A 22,327-nucleotide genomic window follows, 5' to 3' on the forward strand; every position below is an offset into this window, starting at 1 on the left:
AGGGTCAGGCTCATCTCGTGCATCGGCGTCGCGGCTCTTTTCCAGCTTCAAGGAAAGAAAAATGGTCGGGGCGACAGGATTCGAACCTGCGACCCCCACACCCCCAGTGTGATGCGCTACCAGGCTGCGCTACGCCCCGACCGGTGCCGCGCTGGCTAGCAGGCGACGTGCGGCGCAGATAGTTGGGGTGGACCGATTAGGCAAGGCAGGGATTGGTGGCGGGGAGACGGAACACAGGCAGAAGGCGTCGCAAGGGCGGATTGGGAAGGCGAGTGCTGGTCGCACTGCTTGCCCTTCCGGGGCTGGTCCTGCTCGCCGCGCTGGCCGGAAGCCTGCTGCCGCTCAATCGCGATTGGGATGAGCCGGCGGCCGGCACCACGATCTATCTTCGCTCCAACGGCATTCACGTCGACATCGTCATGCCCGCGCAGGCCGGGGGCCTGGACTGGAGCGCCGTGCTGCCGCCAAGCCATGTGCGCGAGGCCCCGGCCGACGTGCGCTGGTACGGCTTCGGCGCGGGCGAGCGGCGGGTGTATCTCGAGACGCCGACGTGGAGCGATATCACGCTCAAGACCCTGTGGTCGGCGCTGACCGGAGGCGAGCGCGTGCTGCATGTCGATCAGACCGACCGGCCCGGCTTCGAGCTGCGCGCGATCCGCCTGCGACCCGAGGAGTATCGCCGGCTGTGGGCCGCCATCCGCGCCGATTTCGATGGCCAGCCGCGTCTCATCGATCATTCGGGCTACGGCCCCGACGATGCCTTTTACCAAAGTCGCGGCCGGGCCAGCGCCGTCAACACCTGCAACCAGTGGGTCGCCGACAAGCTGCGCCTCGCCGGGGTCCGGACGAGCGCCTGGACCCCGTTCGCACCGGGCCTCATGTGGCGGTATCGCACGGTCGATGCGGGCCTAGAGAACGTAGCGCGATAGGTCGGTGTTGCGGGCAAGGCTCGCGAGCTGCGATTCTACAAAGGCGGCATCGACGAGCAGCGTCTCGCCGCGGCGATCCTCGGCCTCGAAGCTGATGGTTTCGAGCAATTTCTCCATCACCGTCTGCAATCGCCGGGCGCCGATGTTCTCGACGCTTTCGTTGACCTCGGCCGCGATCTTGGCGAGCGCCCGGATGCCGTCCTCGGCAAATTCGATCGTCACGCCTTCGGTCGCCAGCAAGGCCCGATATTGATCGGCCAGACTGGCGCGGGTCGCGGAAAGGATGCGGACGAAATCGTCTTCGGTCAGGGCGCTGAGTTCGACCCGGATCGGCAGGCGGCCCTGAAGCTCGGGCAGCAGGTCGGACGGCTTGGCGACGTGAAACGCACCCGACGCGATGAACAGGATGTGGTCGGTCTTGAGGGGGCCGTATTTGGTCGCGACGGTGGTGCCTTCGATCAGCGGCAGCAGGTCGCGCTGGACGCCCTCGCGGCTGACCGATCCGCCGCGCACGTCGCTGACCGCGATCTTGTCGATCTCGTCGAGGAAGACGATCCCGTTCGCTTCCGCATCGGCCAGCGCGGCGCGGGTGACGTCTTCCTGGTCGAGGCGCTTGTCGGCCTCTTCCTCGGTCAGTTTGGCGAAGGCCGAGGGGACGGCGAGCTTGCGCCGCTTCTTGGGCGCGCCGCCCATCGCCTTGCTCATCATCTCGCTGAGATTGATCATCCCGACACCGCCCTGCCCGGGCAGGTCGAAGGGCATGGAAGGCGCCTCGGCAACGTCGATCTCGACTTCGGCGGTATCGAGGCTGCCGTCGCTGAACCGCTGGCGGAAGGAAGCGCGGGTTGCTTCGCTCGAGCCTTTGCCGGTCAGCGCATCGAGCAGCCGCTCCATCGCGGCTTCCTCGGCGGCCTGGCGGACGCGCTCGCGGCGGCGTTCTTTTTCGAGACGCACGGCCTCTTCCACTAGATCGCGGGCGATCTGTTCGACGTCGCGGCCGACATAGCCGACTTCGGTGAACTTGGTCGCTTCGACCTTCACGAATGGCGCGTCGGCGAGCTTGGCGAGGCGGCGGCTGATCTCGGTCTTGCCGCAGCCGGTCGGCCCAATCATCAGGATGTTCTTGGGCGTCACTTCCTCGCGCAGCTCGGGGCCGAGCTGCTGGCGGCGCCAGCGATTGCGCATCGCCACCGCCACCGCGCGCTTGGCGTCGGCCTGGCCGATGATGTGATCGTCGAGCGCAGCGACGATGGTCTTGGGAGTCAGGGCTTCGTTCACTTCGGGAATTTCCTAAACGGTCTCAACGACCACGCGGTCGTTGGTGAACACGCAAACTTCGGCGGCGATCGCCATGGCCTTGCGGGCGAGTTTTTCGGGATCGGGTTCGTAATCGACCAGTGCCTTGGCGGCCGACAGCGCGTAATTGCCGCCGCTGCCGATCGCCGCGATCCCACCTTCGGGCTCCAGCACATCGCCGTTGCCGGTGATGACCAGCAACACGTCGGCATCGGCGACGATCATCAGCGCTTCGAGATTGCGCAGGAATTTGTCGGTGCGCCAGTCCTTGGCGAGCTCGACCGCCGCGCGGAGCAGCTGGCCGTTATGCGCTTCGAGCTTCTTTTCCAGTCGCTCGAACAGGGTGAAGGCATCGGCCGTCGCGCCGGCGAACCCGCCGATCACCTTGCCGTCCTTGCCCAGCCGCCGGACCTTGCGGGCATTGGGCTTCATCACCGTATTGCCCATGCTGACCTGACCGTCGCCGGCGATTACCGTGCGACCTTCCTTGCGCACCCCGATGATCGTGGTGCCGTGCCATTGTTCCATATGTGTCCCGCTCATGCTGTTGGCGGGGAGGTGGGAAGCCCGAGCACCGAGCGCAAGAAACGGACGGCATCGGCAAGCACCGAATGGCGGCCGCGAAAGGGTCGGGACAGCGCGACCACCGTGCCGGCATGGTCGCAGCCCTTGTAGACGATCAGCTCGCTGGCCGCGCCGATGCCTTTCAGCGCGGCGTCGAGGTTGCGGCTGTTCTTGGCGTAGACGAGGTGATCGGAACTGCCGTGCTGAAGCAGCAGCGGCGGCGCGTCGGCGCGGCAATGGTTGATCGGCTGGGTTTCGGCCGGGTCGTGATGAGCGCCGAAGGTCGCGCGGCCGCGCCACTCGCGAAAGGGCGCGAAATCGAATGGGCCCGACAGCAATACGCCGGCGCGGATGAGGTCAGGTTCGAGCTGGACTGCGCCCAACCAGCGTGGATCGAGCGCGAGCATCGCGGCGATATAGGCGCCCGCGCTATGGCCACCGACGGTGATCTTGGCCGGGTCGCCGCCATATTCGGCAATGTGGGCGACGACCCAGCGAACCGCCATGGCGGCATCTTCGAGAAAGGCCGGGTAGCGAACTTCGGGCACCAGCCGATAATCGGGTACAACAGCAAGAAAGCCCTGACCCGCGAAGGCCGCGCCGGCGAAACCGTAATCGCCGCGCTCCCCCGCGTGCCAGCCGCCGCCGTAGAAGAAGATCATCACCGGGAGCCGGGCGCTATCGGGGTGGGTCGGCGCCCAGATGTCGAGCTTCTGGCGGCCAAGCGCGCCGTAGCTGATCCCATCCCCGACCTTGCGTGCGCGGTCGCCGCGACCCGGGGTCAGGCGGTCGATGGTGTTGAGCAGGGCGACCGGGCTCCAGCCGAAGCGGTCCACTAGTTCAGCGGCGGCACGGGGAATGTTCGGCCAGCGGCGGCGCCGCTTCGACCGGACCATCAGACCGGCAGTTTCTTGCCCCTTCGCCGCAGCCGCTTGAACGGGCCGCGCAGGGGATCGAACAGGGTGCGGCGGGTCATCCCTTCGAACATCGCGTCGGGGCTCTTGGGGTCGAGCAGCTCGGTCTCGGCAATGAAGCAGGCCGTGTCGTCGGGCTTCTCGTAGGGCAGCGGTTCGAGCCGGCGGTCGCCGGGCTTGGTCAGCTCGGCGATGGTGGCGCGAAGCGAGCCGGTGCGCTCGAACACGTCGCGCACTTCCTCTTCGCTGGCGGCCAGATGCTCGGCCATCAGCCGCTCGCGGACATGGCGGACGCAGTCGCGGTGCTGAGGTTCGTCGATCAGCGCCAGATCGCACTCACTGTCGAGGCCGAGGCTGCGGTTATTTATGTTGGCCGAGCCGATCTTGAGGAAAGCGTCGTCGACGATCATCACCTTGGCATGGACATAGATGTCCTGCCCGCCGGCGGTCTTGGGCGTGAAGATGCGGAAGCGATCTCCCGGATCGACCGCGCCGATGATCTTCATCAACCGCAGCCGGGTCGCGTCCATCGCTACCTGTTCGAGCCAGCCGTCGGCGGTGATCGGGGTGACGAGCACGATCTCGGGCGGGTTGGGCGCTTCCAGCCGGCGCATGATCGCGGCGGCGATCTTGGGCGAGGTGAAATACTGGTTCTCGATATAGATGAAGCGCTGGGCGCTTTCGATCGCATCGACAAACAGCGCTTCCACCTCCTTGACCTCCTCCCACTCCTTGTAGGGGGCCTGGGTGCGGGCAATGGCGAAGCGGGCGTCGGTGAAATGCGGCGTGAGCTCGTCGGGCCACAGGTCGTCACGCGGTTCGAGCTTGGGCAATTCCTCGCCCGTCGCCCGCCGCCAGCGATCGCCGCTGAGTTCGGCGAGCGCGCGGGCAAGCGGACCGTCGACCGCCATGGTGACGTCGTGCCACGGACCATAAGGTTCGCCGTTGGGTCGTACGCGCTTGGGCTCGTCGTCATGGTGGGCCGGGCGGTCCCAGCGGTCGCCGGTCATGTCGATCCCGCCGCAAATGGCGAAGCTGTCGTCGATCACCACGATCTTCTGGTGGTGGCTGCACCCCGCCGGATGGGCGTGATCGAGGGTAAAGGTGATCGACTTCTGCCACGCCAGCCGGGCGAGCCAGGCCAGCGCCTTGCCGCGAAACAGCAGCTTCAACGCGCCGAGATCCCATTTCAGGATCCTGATGTCGACCTTCGGATTCTTCTTGGCCAGCGCCAGCAGGAAGTCGCCGAGGCTTTCGTCATTATCGTCGCGGTCGATCAGAATGCGGGGGTCGAAATCCCAGCCGATGATCAGGATCCGGCGCTTGGCCCGTTCCATCATCTGGCGGACGATATGATAATAATCGCAGGCGTCGATGATGACCGACGCGCGTCCCGCCTGCTCAATCCGCCAGCAATTGCGTCCCGGTTCGAGCTGTGGCCCCACGAAAACGATCCCTCCTGTCCGCCCCTATCAAAAGGCGGACGGGAAGGATCGTTCCACAAGCGAAGCGATGCAAGGGGATTAAGTCATCGCTCCGCCGGGGGCCATTACGCGCCGGTCAGCGTTCGGCGCCCTTGACCTTTCCCCAGGTGCGGGCCGCGGTGTAGCCGAGGTAGCCAGTTCCGAAGAGCGTGTAGAGTTCGTCGGGAAGGCCGCGCAGATAGGACGTCATGCCGACCGCGATGGCATTGGCCTTGGCCGGGTCGATCGCGGCGATCAGCCCCATCGGCACCGACCACAGTATCAGCGCATACATGACGTAGAGAAAGCTCGGCCGGGCGCGGCTGGTCCAGACATCCTGGCTGTTCGCTTCGGCGATGATCGCCTGCATCTGCTGACCGATCTGCGCGGCTTCCTGGTCGCCTTCGAGCTTCAGCAGTTCGAGCTTGGCGCGATCGCGGGCCTGGGGGTCGGGAATGATCTTGTCGATGAGCTTGCCGAGCGGGCCGACGATGGCTTCGATGAGAGGCATGGGGTGGCTCCTGATTGGGGTCGTGAAGATGAACAAGGTCACAAAGGTCACCGGTGGCGAGATGTCAGTCGGCTTGACCGATCCGGTTCGCGAGCCAGCCGTAGAGAAAGGCTTCGTTGGCCGGACGCTTTTCGGCCAGGCGGAGGTAGCGTTCGCCCTGTAAAGCTTCGAGCGCGCGCATCAGAACGGTGACTCCGCCGGGTCCGCGCAGCGCGAGAAACTTGTCGAGCGCGCCGAGCGTGGCCGGCCCGACGCGGCCGTCGGGAACCAGATCGGGAAAATCCTTTGCCTGCCGGTTGAGCGCGGACAAGGCCCGCTGGAGAAAGGTGGTGGCGACCCCTGGCCCCATGTTGACCCCGGTGTCGAACAATTCGGCGGCGATTTTGGGAGAGCGCCTAGCGACCTGATCGTAGCGGGGACGGAGCCAGTAGAGGCGGCGATAGATGGCGGCCGCTTCGTCGCGTGGAAGCAGTGCCATCGGACCGGTATAGCCATGCGCACGCGCAACCGCTTCGGTGATCCCATATCGCGTCGGACCGCCGCGATCGGCCGGATGATTGGAATAGCCGCCTTCCCGGGCGATCAAGTCGTCGATCAACTGGTCGATGTCGTGGGAGGGTGCGTCGTCTGGCATGGGCGGCTCCGGCAGATGGCGTTTCCGAGTCGAAAAAAGCTAACCCATATGGTTTGCTGTAGGACAGTGTTTTCTTTGCCGGTCGTTGCCGGGGCGGGCGACTTGCAGGCGGGGGCGGCGGGGCGCATGGTGCGGGCAATGCTGCTGCTGTTCGCCGTGCTGATCGGTCCCGACCTCGCCGACGCGGCGCGGCAGGAAGTGCTGCGCCAGGAATGCCGGCTGAAGGACGAGGCCGCCGACGTCACCGTGTGCGGCGGCCGTGCGCAGAAAAACCGCTATCAGGTCACCGACCCCGCCGCGCCGTACGATCCCAAGGGCAACTTCAAGGGCGCGATGACCGAGCGCATGGGCTGGATCAGCGAGGGCGACAGCGGGATCGGCAGCTGTTCCAACATCGGCCCGTCGGCCGGCACCGGCTGCTTCGAGAAAGCATGGCGGCGGGGGTTGCAGCAGAAAGGCTGGTTGGTGCGCTGATCGTCACGATCTATTTCGACACATCTAGGCAATTGTTCGGCATTTGCAGAAGCAATGACTTCATAGCGGATATGATCTGGATAGATCTGCTTCTTGCGACGCATCCTATCGCGCGAGTTCACCATTGTTCGCGCAACTTGCCTGCCGATCAGCCATTCTATAGTCTTCGCGGGCCGAAGATGGAACCGATCATGATTCGCAAGACAACCGGCGTTTTTCTCGCACTTGCCATCGCTCTTCCGAGTGTCGCTGCCGCGCAGTCGGTGGATCAATTCAACAACCTCGTCCCGCCAGCGACGAGCAACGAAAATCCGACGGCGACATCCTTGTATCCGTACGCCGGCAAATCGCCGATGCAGCGGCTGCAAAAGATCTGCAGCAGCGAGAAGCGCAGCGATCGCCAGACGTGCAAGCAAGCCTGGCGCGAAATCAACGACGCTTATGCCAAGCTGAAGAGCGGGGAAGCGACGGCGCAACGCTGATCGCCCGAGGCGTCGCGGGCGTCTCGTTCGCGTCGCGTCGCCTCAAGCAGGTGATGAGTGGGCAGGCCTTGTTGCCACCAACCATTCCGAGCGTGCGTCGCAGCGACGCTCTGCTTCGCACTCCGCAAAAGTGCGCGATGATTCGTTCGAAGGGGATGTGGTCGCGAAGTTGCCTAGAACGGTGACCCGTTGGTCATCGGGTTCTGCAGCTGACCCTGCCGCGCCGCCTCGTTCTCCGCGCTCCAATTCTGTCCCTGCATGCTGGCGACATAATCTTTGTTGGTGCGCGTAAACTCGTCCCATTGCTCAGCCGACATGCAGCGCTTTTGCGGTCGGGCGAGCGAGCCGATGCGTTGGATCTTCTTGCAGATCTGAGCGGGTTGGGCGGAAGTGGTCGTGCCCGGATCGACGGCCAGAAGCAGCAGCGCAATTCCGATCACAACACATCTCCTTCCAATCGCCGACTCGACTTATGCCAGTTTAACGCCGTCTGTTCTATCGTGAGGTTTAAGCCTTCGCGCCATGCGCGATCGATAGGGTGCAGAATATCGGCTTTGCGAGGGTGGCGGGCCCGGCCTCTTTCGAGGCGAAATGGGGCCGCGTTTGGCCAGTATCTCAGGTCCAGTAGAGGATCCGGGCTTCGGGAAGGGCGGCGGCAAGTCGGTCGTAGAAGAAGTCTTTGAGCATTTTCATCAGCTCGGGCGGATAGACGAACTTGGTCCCGGCGAATTTGGTGCGTTTTTCGGCGCGCTGGTCGGCATCCATCTCAAGGTCCGATCCCGGATACCAGTTGCTCAGCACCGCCCGGCTGCCTGGGGTGAAGCGGTGGGTGATGAGCTCGGCGGTGAGGTCGAGGTTCGGGATGCCGCGAAGTTGATTGGCCGCGGCGGCGATCAGCTCGGCATAAGCGTCGCGCCAGCCGTCGGCGGCGATGATGGGGGCGATGGTGAGGCCGACCTTGTAGCCTGCTAGGGCCATCCGGCGGAGCGCGGCGAGGCGGGCGGCGACCGGATCGGTGCCGGCTTCGAAGCGATGATAGGCGGGCGGGTTGATCGATGCGCGCATCCGGGTGCGACCGCCGTGGGGCAAGTCGAGCAGCGAGGACACGTCGGCGAACTTGCTGGTGAAGCGCAACTGCACGTCGGCGTCCCACGCGCCGAAGAAGCGGATCAGCGCGGCAAGGCTGCCGGTCAGCGGTTCGAGTGCGAGGGGGTCGGTATAGCAGCTTGCCTCGAAGGTGGTGCCTTCGTGAGCGCGGGTGCGCGATCGTGACGTCACCTGACCCTGACCGAGGTAGGCGGGGAGCGCGGCGGTGATCTCATCCAGATTGGCGTAAACGCGCGTGATCGGCGGCCCTTTGAGCGAGCCCGCGAGATAGCAATAAGCGCAATGCGCCGGGCAGCCTTCGGCAAGATCGACCCGCCAGTCAGCGCTGGGCGCGATCGGCTGGAGGCGAAGCTTGGACGGCGGGGCGACCACCACGGCCAGCGTGGACTTGGCCTCGGCATAGGCCCGGCGCTCGTCCTCGGGCAGGCCGAGGCGGAGTTGGTTGCCTGCAAGCTCGACGACCGGGATTCCGAGCGCGGCGGCGCGCTGCGCGATGGCGCGGCCGTGGTCATGATCCCGCGCCGCGCGGGTGATCAGCGCGCGGCTGGGGCGCCAGGTGCGCAGGCGCTCTGGCCGAGAGGTGTGAAGCTCCATTGAAAGGTTGAACGATTCGGTCTGCTCGCTTGTGCCGGCCGCCAGCTCAGCGCCGCTTATCAAACCGCCCCCGCGCCGGGCCGGGTCGGCAACCCTCTACAAGGGAAGCAACGACCGCGCGACCGGGACGGGATGCCTTGTGCGCGGGGGTTTTGCCAAAGGCTCAAGGAGAGAAAACATGATGACATCCTTCCGCGAGAACGCGCCGATCCGGTCCAAGCTGTTGACGGTGGCGGCGTCGATGACGGCGCTGGTCAGCGTGCCCGCAATCGCGGCGCTGATCCGCGGGGACATGGTGACGGCAGCGATCGGCGGGGCGGCGGCGGTCACTGCCGCGGCGCTCGGCGCCTGGTATCGCGAGGCCATCGCTTTTCCTTATGTGAGCACGGTGGTGCGCATGGAAGCGCTTGCCGCGGGTGATCTCGATTCGCCGATCGAGTTCACCCATTACGCCGATTGCGTCGGGCGCTTGACCAAGGCGATGTTCGTGTTCCGCGATACGGCCAAGAAGCAATTGGTGGCGCAGGCGGACGAGCAGGCCGCCGTGGTGGATCTGTTCGGCGATGCCCTGAAGGCGCTTCGGAGCGGCGATCTGACGGTGCGGATCACCGCCGACGCGCCGCCTGCTTATGAAGCGCTGAAGCAGGGCTATAACGAGGCGGTGGCGGCGATCGGGGAGCTGATCCGTTCGGTCGCGGAAAGCACGGTAGAAATCCGCACCGGTAGCAGCGAGATTGCGCAGGCGAGCGAGGATCTGGCCCGGCGCACCGAAAGCAATGCCGCGAGCCTGGAGGAAACCAGCGCCGCGATCGTGCAGATGGACGAGCGGTTGAAGGCGACGGCCGGGGCGGCGACGCAGACCGTCGGGCGCGCCGATCAGGCGATCGCCACCGTCAGCGGCGGGCGCGGGCTTGCCGATCAGGCGGTGCAGGCGATGGGCCGGGTCAGCGACAGCGCCAAGGGCATCGACAGCGTGATCGAGGGCCTCGACAAGATCGCGTTCCAGACCCGCGTGCTGGCGATGAATGCGGCGGTCGAAGCGGGCCGGGCGGGCGAAGCGGGGCGCGGGTTCGCGGTCGTCGCCGATCTCGTCAGCGCGCTGGCGATGCGCGCCGAGGAAGAAGCGAAGCGGGCGCGCGATCAGCTGACCGTGACCCAGACCGATATCGTGACCGCGGTGGAGGCCGTCGGCCAGGTCGACGGCGCGCTCGAGAATATCTCGGTCGATGTCGGCGAAGTGCATCAGCTGGTCGGACAGATCGCCAGCGACAATCAGGCGCAGGCGCTGGCGATCACCGAGATCAATTCGGCGATCGCGAGCATGGACCAGTCGACCCAGCAGAATGCGGCGATGGTGGAGGAAACCTCGGCCGCGGCGCGCAATCTGCTCGGTGAGGTGAGCGGGCTTGCCGATCAGGCGGCGCGCTTCCGCGTCGAAGCGGGCGGGGCGGGGCGTTCGGCCGCGGCTGCCGCCCCCGCCAAGCTGCCGAAGCGCGGCAAGGAAGGGGCCTATCAGTCCCCGGTGAAGCCGCTTCCGGCCTCCGCAATTCACGCGCTGACCCGCCCGGTCGAGGCGGACTGGAACGAGTTTTAAAGGGCCGGCTCAAAGGCCCCCCAAGGAGGGCTGGCTTTGGCCCGGCAGCGTGAATGCTGCTGGGCCATTTTCGTTTGAGGCGACCGGGCAAGGAAAACCCCGCCGCCTGGGATGGGCAGCGGGTCGGTGGCTTGGCGAAAGAAAAGGTCAGGCGGCCATACGCCCCGGACGGGCGCCGGGACGGCGGATGGGGACCACGCCGGCGTCGGCGTCGAGGTCATGCACCGCGACCACCCGGGTGGCGCTGGCCGAGGCGGCGTCGGGGAGCAGGCTCGCCGCCTTGTCCGCCTTGCGGCTGGCGATGGTCGGGCCGTAGTCGGCCATGACCTGGAAGCGTGGGTTCACTTCGGCCAATTCGGCCATCACCTTGGCGGCGCGCTTGCCGATCTGGCGGACCTGCTCGCGGCTGAGGCCGCTGCCTTCGGGCGCGTCATAGTCGGCGAGTTCGCCGAACACCCGGGCCGAAAGGATCTCGCGGTCGCGTTCGAGCCTGGTTTCGATCGCCTCCACCGCTTCCTCGTCCAGCCCGGCGCGGCCGCCGGCCTTGAGGGCACGGGCAAGTTCGCGCTTCGGCTGTTTGCGTCGCAGCCCCTCGAGCGCCGCGTGGCGGCCCTTTTGCACGAATTCCTCGATCAGGCACTGGGCGGCGGCACGGGCGAGGTAGTCGCTGGCCGAGGCCTCGGTGCGGGCCAGCGCGTCTTCGTCCTCGATCAGCGATTCCAGCGAGGCTTCCTCGCCGTCGGCGCTGGCGGTGACGCTGTGGAGCGACACGGTGGTCGCCGAGACCTTTTGCGCCGAGGGGCGCTGGTCGGTCATGACGCGGAAGCGGAGCGACTGCAGCTCGCCGCGGATCTGCCAGTTCACGAAGGTGGTGAACTGCGCTTTTTCGGGGTCGTAGGCCTCGATCGCGCGGTGGACGGCGATGGCGCAGCATTGTTCGGCATCGTCCCAATGCCCGCCAAGGCCATATTGGCGGATGAAGTGGCGAAAGCGCGGGCTGAGCAGCCGCAGCAGGCGCATGAAAGCGACATCGGTGTCGCGGCGCTGACGGGCGGACGGCTTGCCGTCGGCGGCGGCGTGGATCGCCTTGATCTCGGCGACGACGACTTCGAGCGCTGCAGTGGTCTTGGACATGGTATCAAACCCCCCCGGGTCTGGGCGAAGGGACCATCCCTGCTCGCCCGGTGAGAGGAGAAAGCGGCCGGCGGCGTTAACCGGCGTAAACCTGTTCGTCCGGAGCGGATTTAATGCGGGGTGCGCCGCAAGGTGCGTAGAGGGGATGTGCGCGATACCCGTCAAAAACGGAGGTAAATCCTGGCGTCAGGCTGACAGGAAACGGGCCGGTTGAATGCGCTTGTCGACATAGGTGTCGAGCCACGCGCGATGCGCGGAAACCGCGTTGCCGGCGGCCGCGATGCGGCGTTCGGCGGCCGCTCCGCCGACCTGTGCGGCGAGGAGATGACCGGCGCGCTGCTCGCCGAGGCCAGCGCCAAGATAGCGCAGGGTGTCGCCGAGGCCGAGATGATGGGCGAGGTAAGCGGCGCGGGCGGTGCCGGCTTCGTCCGACGGCGCGATCCCGCGGGCGCGCAGCGTGCGGAGGTTGGCCGCGGCATGGTCGGCAATGACCTCGATCGAGGCGGCGGGATCGGTGCGTAGGGCGAGCAGGGCCGAGCGGGCTTCGGGGCGGATCGATCCGTCGCTTGCCAGCCAGCCGCGCGCTTCGGCGGTGGCATTGAGCCAGCTTCCCGGACGACGTGCTTCGTCGATCCAGGTGCCGGAGAGGAACTGGCCGAGCCCGGTGGCGCTGGAGCGCGGGTTGCGGCTGGCGGGGTTCCAGCTGCCGTCGGGGCGGCGGGCGGATTCGGCATCGACGATCGACGCGAGGACTTCGGGCTGGAGCCCGGTGCGGGCGGCGGCGCGCTCGAGCGCTGGGGCGAGGTGCTGGTTGGCGCCGAGGCTGAGCGGTGCCGAGGGAGCCGAGGGTGGCGGCGGCGTGTCGGGGCTGAGGGTGGGTTGCAGCCGATCCTCGGCCGCAAGCGCCTCGATCAAGGTATCGAGGCGGAGCAGGCCGCCGGTCGGGCGATCGGTAAGGGCATCGGGTCTCGCGCGATCGGTACCGCCGAGCGCCGCTTGCCACAGGCGGTTGTCGAGCTCGAACCGGGCGGCGCGGTAAAGGAGATCGGCGCGGACCGAGGGCGGCAGCGGCGCCAGCGGGGACGTGCTCACCGGCGCACCCAGGCCGCAGCGATACGGTCGTCGAGCGCGGCTGCGGCCTTGGCGTCGCGGCGACGGTCGGCGGCGCGGGCGGCGTTAGCGGCGGCGTCTTCGAGCAATTGCAGCCGGGCGCGGGCCTGCACAGCTTCCTGGCGAAGCGCGTCGAGCCGCTGCTCGGCGGCGGCCTGCGCCTTGCCGATAGCGGTGAGGCGGCGTTCGCCATGTTTGAACCACGGATCGCAGGGTAGCGGCACGGCGGCGGCCACGTGGCGCTCGGCTGCGCGGGCGCGGGTCAGGTCGTCGCGTTGATGAAGGATGGCGTTCACCACCGCCTGCTCGCCCGCGAGGCGCATGGCAAGTGCGTCGAGTTGCCGCTTTCGCAGACGAATGGCGGCGGCGAAGCCCGTCATGCGACCAGCCCGGCCAGCGCGGCAAAGGCTTCGGCGGGATGGCCGCGGTCGGCCTTGGTCTGGGTCAGCAACGCTTCGATGCCGGGCGCGACGGCGATGGCGCGATCGAGCTCGGGGCTGGCGCCGGGGGCGTAGGCGCCGAGGCGGATCAGTTCTTCCATGTCGGCGTAGGTCGAAAGGATTCGGCGCGCTTCGAGGCGGAGCGCATTGTCTTGCGGCGGAAGGCAGTGGGGGAGGGTGCGGCTGACCGATTTCAGGAGATCGATCGCGGGGTAGCGGCCGCGTTCGGCGATGCGGCGGCTCATCACCACGTGACCGTCGAGGATGCCGCGCACGGTGTCGGCGACCGGCTCGTCATGGTCGTCGCCGTCGACCAGCACGGTGAACAGGCCGGTGATGCTGCCCTCGCCAACGCGGCCGGGGCCGGCGCGTTCGAGCAGGCGGGCGAGGTCGGCGAAGACGGACGGGGGATAGCCGCGGGTGGCGGGCGGCTCGCCGGCGGCCAGCCCGATCTCGCGCGCGGCCATGGCGAAGCGGGTGACGCTGTCCATCAGGCAGAGGACGCGCAGGCCCTGGGCTCGGAAATGCTCGGCGACGGCAAGGGTGGCGAAGGCGGCCTGGCGTCGCATCAGCGCGGGGGCGTCGGAGGTCGCGACCACGACCACCGAGCGGGCGAGGCCATCGGGGCCGAGGTCGTCGGTGATGAATTCCTGCACTTCGCGGCCGCGTTCGCCGATGAGGCCAATCACCGCGACGTCGCAGTCGGCCCAGCGCGCGAGCATGGAAAGTAGCACCGACTTGCCGACGCCCGAGCCGGCGAACAGGCCCAGGCGCTGCCCTTCGCAGAGCGGCGCGAACAGGTCGAGCGCGCGGACCCCGGTGGCGAGGAGCGGCCCGACACGCGCGCGTTCGGCGGCGGGCGGCGGCGGCGCGCGCAAGGGGGCTGGCGCGAGGCCCTGCTCAAGCGGGCCAAGGCCGTCGAGCGGTGCGCCGAGGCCGTCGATGACACGTCCGAGCCAGGCGGGCGAAGGGCGCAAGGCGGCTTCGGCGGCGACCAGTTCGGCGAGCGTACCGGTGACAAGGCTTTCGGTCGGGGCAAAGGCCATGGCGGTCGCCGTCTCACCGTCCAATGCGGTGACTTCGGCGGCGAGGGGGCCGTCGCTGCCCGCAAGGTGCAGCCGCGCGCCGATCCGCGCCGCGCCGCCGAGGCCGGAGATCGACAGGCAGGCACCCTGGACGCGCGTCAGCTTGCCGAAGCGGCGATGTGGATCGGCGGCGCGGACCCGTTCCCCGAGCGCGGCAAGGGCGGCGATCCCGCTCAGGCTGCCTGCTCCTCGACAGTAGCAAGAGCCTGTTCTTCGAGCCGCATCAGTGTCCGGCATTCGCCCAGCGCGCGATAATAATCGGCGCTCGCCGCGCGCGTCGCGAACTTGGCGATGGCCTGGCGCCCGCTTTCGCACGCGGAGAGGGTCGCGACCGCCGGGATCGTCGCCAGGATGGCGCTGTGGTGGCCGGCAATGCCGTCGGGATCGAGATAGGCCATCATGGTGTGGAAATAGAGCGCGCGGGCCGGGGTGGTGGCGTCGGCCGGGGTCATGATCTCGCGGCCGCGCAGGATGGTGACCTTGCTTTCGATCGCGAGGTCGGTGCGGCCTGAGGCGCGGATCACCGCTCCGTTGATCACCACCTTTTCGCCGTCGCGAAGGGAAATCCTCAGCGTCATCAATGCCACTCCTTCTGCCTGGCTGGCTGTTGCCTTCTTCCTAGAGGGACGACGGGCCGGGCGGGGCGCGGCGCGGCAAATCTTGCCGTGTCCGGGCCGGTGGGCCGAGGCGTCCTATAAGGTGAGGGAAAGGAGCGGCAGCGGGCCGCGTCCGAAGTGGAGCAAGCGACCCTTGAGCCTTTATTCCGCCCTTTATGCCGGCGCGTCCGGCCTGAACGCGCAATCGACCGCCATGGCGGGGGTTGCCGACAATATCACTAACATCAACACCATCGGCTACAAGGGGGTGTCGACCGAGTTCCGGACGCTGGTCACCCCGGGCAGCACCAAGAGCCAATATTCGGCGGGCGGGGTTGCCGCGGCGCCGCAGGCGCTGATCAGCAAGCAGGGACTGATCCAGGCGAGCAGCAGCCAGACCGATCTCGCGATCGACGGGGCGGGCTTCTTCGTGGTCCGCTCAGGCACCGGCGGCGACAGCGATCTCGCCTTCACCCGGGCGGGTGCGTTCAAGCCCGACGTCATGGGCTTTCTCCGCAATACCAGCGGCTATTATCTCCAAGGCTGGAAGCTCGACGCCGCCGGCAACTACACCGACACCGGGCTCGGCTCGCTGCAGGCGGTGCGGGCTAGCGACCTGACCGGCTCGGCCAGCGCCACCTCGCAGATTCAGCTGCGCGCCAATCTCCAGTCGGACGCGCCGGTGCTGGCAGGGGCGTATGCCGCCGGCGACATGGCGACCGGCACGGTCACCCCGCAGTTCCAGCGCAGCTTCGACATCTATGACGCGCAAGGGTCGGCGCACCGGATCAGCATGGGCTTCGTCAAGACCGCGCCCAACGAATGGCAGGCTGAAATCTTCGCCGTGCCGGCGACCGACGTCACCGCGGCCGATGGCCTGCTGACCAGCGGAACGGTCCGGTTCAATCCGGACGGCAGCCTCGATCTTGCCGGCTCGACCGCGGCCTTTTTCGCCGACCTTACCCCGACTTGGACCAACGGCGCCGGGTCGGAGCCGATCAATCTCCAGCTCGGCTCGGACGGCAAGCTCGACGGCTTGATCCAGTTCAGCGGTGCGAGCGCGGTGATCAGTTCGGCGGTCAACGGCGGTCTTGCCGGCAACCTTGCCTCGATCGAGGTCGATGAGCAGGGCGTGGTCAGCGCGATCTTCGACGACGGCACCTCGCGCAAGGTGTTCCAGCTGCCGGTCGCGACCTTCCTCAACCCGGACGGCCTGACCCGCCTCAGCGGCAATGCCTATGCTTTGTCGAACGCCAGCGGCGCGGTGGCGATCAATCCGCCGGGCGCGCTTGGGTCGGGCATGATCGCCAGCTCCTCGCTCGAAGGATCGAACGTCGATCTGGCGCAGGAATTCACCAACATGATCCGCTTCCAGCGGGCCTACAGCGCGTCGTCCAAGATCGTCACCACGGTCGACGACATGCTGCAGGAACTCTCCAACCTGAAGCGGTGAGGCGCGCGTAGGCGATGAGCCTGTCCGACATTCTCGGTTCGGCCCTGTCGGGGCTGAACGCGGCCCAGGCAGGGCTGCGTTCGGCGTCGAACAACATCGCCAACGTCAATACGCCCGGTTACGCCCGCGAGCGGGTGCCGCTGGAAACGGGGGTCACCGCCGGCCGGGTCAGCGGGGTTCGCGCCCTGGAAGCGATCCGGGTCGCCGACCGATTCCTCGAATCCACCGTTTATCGCCGGGCGAGCGACTGGGGGCAGGCCGAAGCGGTCGCGGGATCGCTCGACCGCTTGCAGGCGCTGCTCGGCGCGCCCGGCGACGACAGCGGCCTCCCTGCACGGCTCGACGCGATCGGCGCGGCGGCAGTGGCGATGACCGGGGCGGCGGGAAGCGAGCCGACCGTGCGCGGCTTCGTAACCTCCGTCGGTCAGGCGTTGTCCGCCTTGCAGACGCTAGATGGCGATGTCGCCGCGCTACGCATCGATGCCGAGCGCGAGGTCAGCTACACGGTCGACACCATCAACAATCTGCTGCGCCGGATCGACGGCCTCAACGACAGCGTCGCCCGCCAGGCGGCCGGCGGGCGCGCCGCCAATGGCGCGGTGGACCAGCGAATGACCGCGGTCGAGGAGCTGGCCGGGCTGATCAAGATCGAGGTGCGGCAGGGTGTGGACGGGCGACTGTCGATCGACACTGCCGGCGGGGCGACCCTGCTCGACCGGCGGTTGCGGCTGCTCGATTACCCGCCGAGCGAGGGGTCGCTGCAGCCGCTCTATCCGGCGGTCAAACTGCGCTTTGCCGCGGACGATGGCAGCCTCGGCCCCGAAACGGGCGAACGGCTGGACAGCTTGGCGGCGGGCGGGCGGCTGGGCGGCCTGATCGACCTTCGCGACCGCCGCCTGCCGGCCTTTGCCGAAGAGATCGGAAGCCTGTTCGGCGGGCTTGCCGAAAGCCTGAACGCGGTCAGCAATGCCGGGACCACCGTCCCCGCGCCGGCCCGGCTCGATGGCGCGCTGACCGGTTTTGCGGCGAGCGACCGGCTGGGGTTTAGCGGCAAGGCGGTATTCGCCGCGCTGCAAACGGACGGCACGCTGGCGGCCAAGTTCACGCTCGATTTCGGCGCGCTGGGCGCAGGCGCGACGATCCTGGACGCGGTGGACGCGATCAATGCCGGGCTGGGCGGCGCGGCGAGCGCCAGTCTCACCAACGGCAAGCTCAGTATCGCGGGCGCGGGCGGGCTGAGGGTCGCGGTGGCGCAGGACCCCTCCGCACCGAGTAGCCGCGCCGGCATCGGCTTTGCGCAATTGTTCGGTCTCAACGATCTCGTCAGCGGCCCGCGGACCTTTGGCCCGGCCGGCTTCACCGCCGCCGATCCGCATGGCTGCGGAACGGGCGAAGCGGTGAAGATGGTGCTGCGCGGGCCCGACGGCCGGGTGCTGGCCGAGGACAGCCTCGTGCCGGCCGCCGGCGGCACGATCGGCGATCTCGTCACCGCACTCAATGCGGGGCCGCTCAGCGCGTTCGGGACCGCGTCTTTGGACGCGCGCGGCCGCATCGCCTTCACCCCCGTCGTTAACCTGCCGACCGCCAACCTGTCGGTGGTGTCCGACACCACCAGCCGGTTCGGGACCGGCCGCTCCTTGTCCTCGCTGCTGCTGCCATTGGGCAACGAGACGGGGCTAGCGGGCGCCGCCATTCGGCCGGACATCGCCGCGAGCGGCCGAGCGCTGCCCCTCGCCCGGATCGACACCGCGGCGGCGGTCGGCGCCAGGGCGATCGGTCCGGGCGACAGCCGGGGCGCCAATGCCTTTGTTGACCAACTGCGCGCCGCGGTGGATCTTGGCCGTGGGCGGGTGTCAGGCATGGAGAGCTATGCAAGCTTCGTGCTCGGCCAGACCGGGCTCGACGCCGCCGGGGCGAAGGATCGCCTTGCCGACATGGAAGCCCGCCGCTCGGATGCGGTCAATCGCCGCGACAGCTATTCGGGCGTCAACATCGACGAGGAATTGGCGAGCCTCGTCACCTTGCAGAACAGCTATTCGGCCGCAGCGCGGGTGATGAGCACGGCGACGCAGATGTACGACACTCTGATCGGGATGGTGGGACGATGAGCGGCTGGAACCGGGTGGCGACCGTGCCGATGCAGCGCAGCCTGTTCGAGAGCATCTCGGTCTCGCAGCGCAAGCTGGGCGAGGTCCAGCAGCAGATGGCACCGGCAAGAAGGCGCCCGATTTCGCCTCGCTCGGTATCGAGACGATGCGCAACCTGTCGGCGCGCACGATGCTGGTCCGGCAGGAAGCGCATGCCGTGGTCGGAGCGCGGATCGGCACCACCTTGTCGATCATGGATTCGCAGATGGCGGGCATGGAGGAGTCGCTGTCCAAGCTGCGCGACGGGCTGCTGTCGGCCAGCGGCACCGGGCGCGCCGATGGCTTGCAGGAAGTGATCGAGGAAGCCTTTCAGCGCTTTCGCACTGGGCTCAACAGCGACGAGGCGGGGCAGTTCCTGTTCGCCGGATCGCAGACCGCGACCGCGCCGTTCGCCCCGCCCAGCCTTGCCGCCTGCGCCGGGGTGCCGACCGTCAATGCGTTTCGCAACGACGGGGTGACCGCCGAAGCACGGGTCGCCGACGGGCTCGACCTCACCTACGGCACTACCGCCAGCGCGATCGGGTCCGAGCTGTTCGGCGCGTTCCGGACGCTGGCCGAGGCGGGCACCATCGGCCCGGCGCCGACCCCGGCGCAGATCACCGCCATCAACGAAGCGGTGAGCCAGCTCAACGACGGGCTCAAGACCCTGCGTGCCGCCCATGCCGAAAACGGGCGGCGGCAGGCGCAGGTCGAGGACTTGGCGTCGCGGGCGTCGGAGCGGACGTTGATCCTCGAAAAGATGGTGTCCAAGAACGAGGATGCGGACCTTGCCGAAGTGGCGAGCCAGTTGGTCCAGCGCCAGACCACCTTGGAGGCAAGCTACGCCCTGTTCGCGCGGCTTTCGAACCTCAGCCTGATCAACTTCATGCGCTAACCGTCCGCCGCGTCCGAGGTGGACTTTGCGCGCCCCCTCCTGTCTTGAAGGGGCCATGTTGAGGCAATTTCTAGGCGGCCTGGCGCTGCTTGCGCTTGCCGCGCCGGCTGCCGCCGCACCCCGCGACAGCGCCGAAGGCCGGCTGCTCCACGACCTGTTCAAGACCAGCGTGGAGATCCCCACCGTCAAGGGGCGGGGGCAGGTCCCGAAGATGGCGCGCGCACTGTCGGCGAAGCTCAGGCAAGCGGGGTTCGCCGCACGCGACATCGAAATCGTGCCGGTGGGCGAGACCGCGGCGATGACCGTGCGGTATCGCGGCACGGGCACAAAACCGCCGCTCCTGTTCCTCGCCCACATGGACGTGGTCGAAGCCAAGCGCGCCGACTGGGAGCGCGATCCGTTCAAGCTGTATGAGGCCGACGGCTTTCTCTACGGCCGGGGAACGAGCGACAACAAGCTCGGCGTCGTGCATCTGGTCGCCGCGTTCATCACGCTGAAAAAGCAGGGCTTCCGCCCCGACCGCGACCTGATCCTCGGCTTCACCGGGGACGAGGAAACCGACATGGCGTCGAGTCGCGTGCTGGCCGAACGGCTGGCGGCGCTGAAGCCCGACTATGCGATCAATTCGGATTCGGGCGGCGGGCGCGCGAACGCGTCGGGCAAGCCGATCTCGTTCGCGGTGCAGGTGGCGGAAAAGACCTTCGCCAACATCAAGGTGACCCTGCGTAACCCCGGCGGGCACAGCGCCCGGCCGCGCGCCGACAATGCGATCTACGAACTGGCCGAGGTGCTGGGCCGGGTGCGCGGCTATGTCTTTCCGTTGGTCGACGGCGAACTGACCCGTACGATGCTGCGCGATGCGGCGGCCCTGCCGAGCGCGAGCGAGACGTTCCGCGCCAAGGTCGCGGCGTTCGAGGCGGCCCCGGGCGACGCGGCGCTGCTGGCCGAGATCGGGCAGGAGCCGCGGCTGGGTTATGCGGTGCGAACGACCTGCGTGCCGACGCTGCTGGAAGGCGGCCACGCCGACAATGCGCTGCCGCAAAGCGCGACGGCGACGATCAATTGCCGCATCTTTCCCGGGGTCGAGATCGAAACGGTGCGCGCCAAGCTGGCGGAAGTCGGCGGCAATCCGGCGGCGGAATGGACGATCGACGGCGACCCGTTCGGGGCTGCCGCTTCGCCCAGCAATCCGGCGCTGTTCGCGGCGATCCGGCGGGCGCTCGACCCCGCCGCGCGCGACATTCCGATCGTCCCCTACATGACCCCGGGCGCGACCGACGGAAAGCATTTCAGGTCGCGCGGGATCCCGACCTACGGATTCAGCGCGGACTTTACCGTGGGGGGCGAGGTGGCGGGGGTGCATGGCCTGAACGAGCGCATTCCGGAGCGCGCGCTGTACGACGCCTTCGACTTCTGGCCGCGGCTGATGCGCACGCTTGCCGGCGGCGATGCGGGAGCGGGCCAGTGAAGGCCGCGTTCCTCGCCGCGCTGCTTGCCGCCGCTCCGGCTGCTGCGGCACAGGTGCAGCCGACGCTCCAGCAGCAGGTCGAAGCCAAGTTTGCCGAGGCGGGACCGGGAGTGCGGTTCGGGCTGGTGGTCGCGACGCTGGACGGGCGCGAGCTGCTGACGATCAACCCGGACGGCCGCTTTGTCCCGGCGTCCAACACCAAGCTGTTCACCACCATCACCGCCTATGAGCTTCTGCCGGGGCTTGATCAGCCGGATGCGGCCGGCGGTGCGCGGGTCCGTCTGGAAGAGGGGTTGCCCGGAGAGCCGAACGTCGTGCTGGAGGGCGGTGGTGACGCACGGCTGTCGAGTGCGCCGGACTGCAAGGTGAATTGCCTATCAACGCTCGCCGATGCCGTAGCGGCTCGAACCAAGCGCGTTCGCACCGTCATCGGCAATGCTCAAGCCTTTGCCGATGAACGGTGGAGCTTCGGGATGAGCTGGAACAACATCCCGACCCGTTCCGGCACAGCGATCGCGGCTCTCGTAATCGACGACAATGAGATTGCCCTGCGCGTCACGCCAGGCGGGTCGGACCAGGCACCGACAGTCGCGGCCCCGGCCTATGTGCAGGTGGTAAACTTCGCCAAGACCGTCAGCGAAGGGAAGACCGACCTCGGCGTGCAGCGCCTTCCAGGCAGTAAGCGGGTCGTGCTGACCGGAACCATCAAAGCGGGAGCGCCGGAGGAGCTGATCCGGCTCGGCGTCGATGACCCCGCCGACTATGCGGCTTGGCGCTTCGATCAGATGTTGAAAGAACGCGGTGTTCGCGTGAACGGCTACAGCGTTGCCCGCTATCGCACTTTTCCAAACCTGCCGCCGCCTCCGTCGCTAAGCGCCGATCTGGCCGCGCTTACGCCGCCGCCGCTTGGCGAGGACATCGTCACCATCAACAAGTCGAGTCAGAACCTTCATGCCGAGCTGCTGCTGCGGCGCATCGGCGCGGCGCGGGGCAAGCCGAGCGTCGCCGGCGGGCTCGAGGCGGTGCGGGCGATGTTGACGCAGGCCGGCGTGCCCGAGCGCGCGGCAACGCTGGCCGACGGGTCGGGCATGTCGCCTTACAACCGCGTCAGCCCCCGCGGCGTGGTGACCATGCTGCGCTGGGCAGCGGGCCGGCCGTGGGGCGCCGACTTCCGCGCCAGCCTGCCGATCAGCGGGGTCGATGGGACGCTGCGCAACCGCTTCCGCGACGGCGGGCTTAAGGGGCGGGTGTTCGCCAAGACCGGCTCGCTGACCGCGGCAAGCGCACTGTCGGGCTATCTCCTCACCGCGCGTGGCGAGACGTTGGTTTTCTCCGCGCTGGCCAGCGACGTGCCCGAGGACGTGCGGGCAACCGCGATCATGGACGGGGCGCTGGAGATGATCGCCGCCGCTCGCTGAGCGTGTCCCTGTGGCACCCGCGCAACAAGCGCGCCACGCT

General features: G+C 67.8%; 22 protein-coding genes and 1 tRNA gene. 9 read left to right on the forward strand and 14 right to left on the reverse strand.

Translation table 11 applies throughout. The annotated features are described in order from the left end of the window. Positions 1-62 precede the first annotated feature (62 nt). Positions 63-139, reverse strand: a tRNA-Pro gene (locus tag V6R86_RS05275). Positions 140-272: 133 nt separating this feature from the next. On the opposite strand from V6R86_RS05275, the gene V6R86_RS05280 reads away from it, so the two are divergent. Next, complete coding sequence (locus V6R86_RS05280) at positions 273-929, forward strand: TIGR02117 family protein (protein ID WP_338502723.1); 657 nt, start codon at positions 273-275, stop codon at positions 927-929. Here the strand turns inward: V6R86_RS05280 and hslU are convergent. The 6 genes from hslU to V6R86_RS05310 all read right to left on the reverse strand — a co-directional run bounded on the left by hslU (position 909) and on the right by V6R86_RS05310 (position 6,311). Further along, positions 909-2,207 carry an ATP-dependent protease ATPase subunit HslU gene (hslU, locus tag V6R86_RS05285; protein ID WP_338502724.1) on the reverse strand — a complete coding sequence of 433 codons (1,299 nt, stop codon included), beginning with the start codon at positions 2,205-2,207 and terminating at the stop codon, positions 909-911. The genes V6R86_RS05280 and hslU overlap by 21 nt on opposite strands. 12 nt (positions 2,208-2,219) lie before the next feature. Continuing rightward, positions 2,220-2,768, reverse strand: a complete 549-nt coding sequence (gene hslV, locus V6R86_RS05290) for an ATP-dependent protease subunit HslV (protein ID WP_338502725.1) — start codon at positions 2,766-2,768, stop codon at positions 2,220-2,222. Continuing rightward, a complete protein-coding gene (locus tag V6R86_RS05295) occupies positions 2,765-3,685 on the reverse strand; it encodes an alpha/beta hydrolase (RefSeq protein WP_338502726.1) in 921 nt (306 codons plus the stop codon). Before V6R86_RS05295 ends, hslV begins: the two co-directional genes overlap by 4 nt. Further along, entirely contained in the window at positions 3,685-5,148 is a 1,464-nt protein-coding gene (locus tag V6R86_RS05300) for a phospholipase D-like domain-containing protein (RefSeq protein WP_338502727.1), read from the reverse strand. The genes V6R86_RS05295 and V6R86_RS05300 overlap by 1 nt, the downstream gene beginning before the upstream one ends. A gap of 115 nt (positions 5,149-5,263) precedes the next feature. Next, positions 5,264-5,677 (reverse strand): holin family protein, encoded by a 414-nt coding sequence (locus V6R86_RS05305; protein ID WP_338502728.1) that lies wholly within the window; start codon positions 5,675-5,677, stop codon positions 5,264-5,266. Positions 5,678-5,741: 64 nt separating this feature from the next. Beyond that, positions 5,742-6,311, reverse strand: a complete 570-nt coding sequence (locus V6R86_RS05310) for a glycoside hydrolase family 108 protein (RefSeq protein ID WP_338502729.1) — start codon at positions 6,309-6,311, stop codon at positions 5,742-5,744. Between the two features lie 75 nt (positions 6,312-6,386). Between V6R86_RS05310 and V6R86_RS05315 the strand changes: the two genes are divergently transcribed. Both V6R86_RS05315 and V6R86_RS05320 read left to right on the forward strand, forming a co-directional pair. Beyond that, on the forward strand, positions 6,387-6,785 hold the full coding sequence (locus V6R86_RS05315; protein WP_338502730.1) for a hypothetical protein: 399 nt from the start codon (positions 6,387-6,389) through the stop codon (positions 6,783-6,785). After that, entirely contained in the window at positions 6,743-7,267 is a 525-nt protein-coding gene (locus V6R86_RS05320) for a hypothetical protein (RefSeq protein ID WP_338502731.1), read from the forward strand. The genes V6R86_RS05315 and V6R86_RS05320 overlap by 43 nt, the downstream gene beginning before the upstream one ends. Before the next feature lie 173 nt (positions 7,268-7,440). On the opposite strand, the gene V6R86_RS05325 is transcribed toward V6R86_RS05320, so the two are convergent. Together V6R86_RS05325 and V6R86_RS05330 are read right to left on the reverse strand one after the other, a co-directional pair. Continuing rightward, entirely contained in the window at positions 7,441-7,707 is a 267-nt protein-coding gene (locus V6R86_RS05325; RefSeq protein ID WP_338502732.1) for a hypothetical protein, read from the reverse strand. A 175-nt stretch (positions 7,708-7,882) separates the two neighbouring features. Further along, the gene (locus V6R86_RS05330) at positions 7,883-8,968 is read right to left on the reverse strand and encodes an SPL family radical SAM protein (protein WP_338502733.1); all 1,086 of its coding nucleotides are present in this window, start codon (positions 8,966-8,968) and stop codon (positions 7,883-7,885) included. A 178-nt stretch (positions 8,969-9,146) separates the two neighbouring features. On the opposite strand from V6R86_RS05330, the gene V6R86_RS05335 reads away from it, so the two are divergent. After that, complete coding sequence (locus V6R86_RS05335) at positions 9,147-10,562, forward strand: methyl-accepting chemotaxis protein (protein ID WP_338502734.1); 1,416 nt, start codon at positions 9,147-9,149, stop codon at positions 10,560-10,562. Positions 10,563-10,709: 147 nt separating this feature from the next. On the opposite strand, the gene V6R86_RS05340 is transcribed toward V6R86_RS05335, so the two are convergent. The 5 genes from V6R86_RS05340 to V6R86_RS05360 form a co-directional block, all read right to left on the reverse strand. Further along, entirely contained in the window at positions 10,710-11,696 is a 987-nt protein-coding gene (locus V6R86_RS05340; protein WP_338502735.1) for a sigma-70 family RNA polymerase sigma factor, read from the reverse strand. A gap of 186 nt (positions 11,697-11,882) precedes the next feature. Next, complete coding sequence (locus V6R86_RS05345; protein WP_338502736.1) at positions 11,883-12,788, reverse strand: peptidoglycan-binding protein; 906 nt, start codon at positions 12,786-12,788, stop codon at positions 11,883-11,885. Further along, positions 12,785-13,186: a hypothetical protein gene (locus V6R86_RS05350; RefSeq protein ID WP_338502737.1), complete on the reverse strand. Its 402-nt coding sequence runs from the start codon at positions 13,184-13,186 to the stop codon at positions 12,785-12,787. The genes V6R86_RS05345 and V6R86_RS05350 overlap by 4 nt, the downstream gene beginning before the upstream one ends. Next, positions 13,183-14,499, reverse strand: coding sequence for a FliI/YscN family ATPase (locus V6R86_RS05355; RefSeq protein ID WP_425335980.1), 1,317 nt, complete (start codon positions 14,497-14,499; stop codon positions 13,183-13,185). Before V6R86_RS05355 ends, V6R86_RS05350 begins: the two co-directional genes overlap by 4 nt. A 5-nt stretch (positions 14,500-14,504) precedes the next feature. Further along, complete coding sequence (locus V6R86_RS05360; protein ID WP_338502739.1) at positions 14,505-14,909, reverse strand: flagellar biosynthesis repressor FlbT; 405 nt, start codon at positions 14,907-14,909, stop codon at positions 14,505-14,507. A 172-nt stretch (positions 14,910-15,081) separates the two neighbouring features. Here V6R86_RS05360 and V6R86_RS05365 point away from each other — a divergent pair, with 172 nt between their 5' ends. From V6R86_RS05365 to dacB, 5 genes are all read left to right on the forward strand, one after another. Continuing rightward, positions 15,082-16,380, forward strand: coding sequence for a flagellar hook protein FlgE (locus tag V6R86_RS05365; protein WP_338502740.1), 1,299 nt, complete (start codon positions 15,082-15,084; stop codon positions 16,378-16,380). Between the two features lie 14 nt (positions 16,381-16,394). Then, entirely contained in the window at positions 16,395-18,488 is a 2,094-nt protein-coding gene (locus V6R86_RS05370; protein ID WP_338502741.1) for a FlgK family flagellar hook-associated protein, read from the forward strand. A gap of 145 nt (positions 18,489-18,633) precedes the next feature. Further along, positions 18,634-19,401, forward strand: a complete 768-nt coding sequence (locus tag V6R86_RS05375) for a flagellin (RefSeq protein WP_338502742.1) — start codon at positions 18,634-18,636, stop codon at positions 19,399-19,401. Between the two features lie 58 nt (positions 19,402-19,459). Further along, positions 19,460-20,869 (forward strand): M20/M25/M40 family metallo-hydrolase, encoded by a 1,410-nt coding sequence (locus V6R86_RS05380; RefSeq protein WP_338502743.1) that lies wholly within the window; start codon positions 19,460-19,462, stop codon positions 20,867-20,869. Beyond that, on the forward strand, positions 20,866-22,287 hold the full coding sequence (dacB, locus tag V6R86_RS05385) for a D-alanyl-D-alanine carboxypeptidase/D-alanyl-D-alanine endopeptidase (protein ID WP_338502744.1): 1,422 nt from the start codon (positions 20,866-20,868) through the stop codon (positions 22,285-22,287). Before V6R86_RS05380 ends, dacB begins: the two co-directional genes overlap by 4 nt. Positions 22,288-22,327: the final 40 nt, after the last annotated feature.

This window comes from Sphingomonas kaistensis, from assembly GCF_036884275.1.
GTDB lineage: Bacteria > Pseudomonadota > Alphaproteobacteria > Sphingomonadales > Sphingomonadaceae > Sphingomicrobium > Sphingomicrobium kaistense_A.

Excerpts from the sequence above, each read along its gene's own strand:
- hslV (WP_338502725.1), bottom strand. The coding sequence starts at position 2,768 with ATGAGCGGGACACATATGGAACAATGGCACGGCACCACGATCATCGGG.
- V6R86_RS05295 (WP_338502726.1), bottom strand. The coding sequence starts at position 3,685 with ATGGTCCGGTCGAAGCGGCGCCGCCGCTGGCCGAACATTCCCCGTGCC.
- V6R86_RS05305 (WP_338502728.1), bottom strand. The coding sequence starts at position 5,677 with ATGCCTCTCATCGAAGCCATCGTCGGCCCGCTCGGCAAGCTCATCGAC.
- V6R86_RS05310 (WP_338502729.1), bottom strand. The coding sequence starts at position 6,311 with ATGCCAGACGACGCACCCTCCCACGACATCGACCAGTTGATCGACGAC.
- V6R86_RS05320 (WP_338502731.1), top strand. The coding sequence starts at position 6,743 with ATGGCGGCGGGGGTTGCAGCAGAAAGGCTGGTTGGTGCGCTGATCGTC.
- V6R86_RS05330 (WP_338502733.1), bottom strand. The coding sequence starts at position 8,968 with ATGGAGCTTCACACCTCTCGGCCAGAGCGCCTGCGCACCTGGCGCCCC.
- V6R86_RS05335 (WP_338502734.1), top strand. The coding sequence starts at position 9,147 with ATGATGACATCCTTCCGCGAGAACGCGCCGATCCGGTCCAAGCTGTTG.
- V6R86_RS05340 (WP_338502735.1), bottom strand. The coding sequence starts at position 11,696 with ATGTCCAAGACCACTGCAGCGCTCGAAGTCGTCGTCGCCGAGATCAAG.
- V6R86_RS05350 (WP_338502737.1), bottom strand. The coding sequence starts at position 13,186 with ATGACGGGCTTCGCCGCCGCCATTCGTCTGCGAAAGCGGCAACTCGAC.
- V6R86_RS05360 (WP_338502739.1), bottom strand. The coding sequence starts at position 14,909 with ATGACGCTGAGGATTTCCCTTCGCGACGGCGAAAAGGTGGTGATCAAC.
- V6R86_RS05370 (WP_338502741.1), top strand. The coding sequence starts at position 16,395 with ATGAGCCTGTCCGACATTCTCGGTTCGGCCCTGTCGGGGCTGAACGCG.
- V6R86_RS05375 (WP_338502742.1), top strand. The coding sequence starts at position 18,634 with ATGCGCAACCTGTCGGCGCGCACGATGCTGGTCCGGCAGGAAGCGCAT.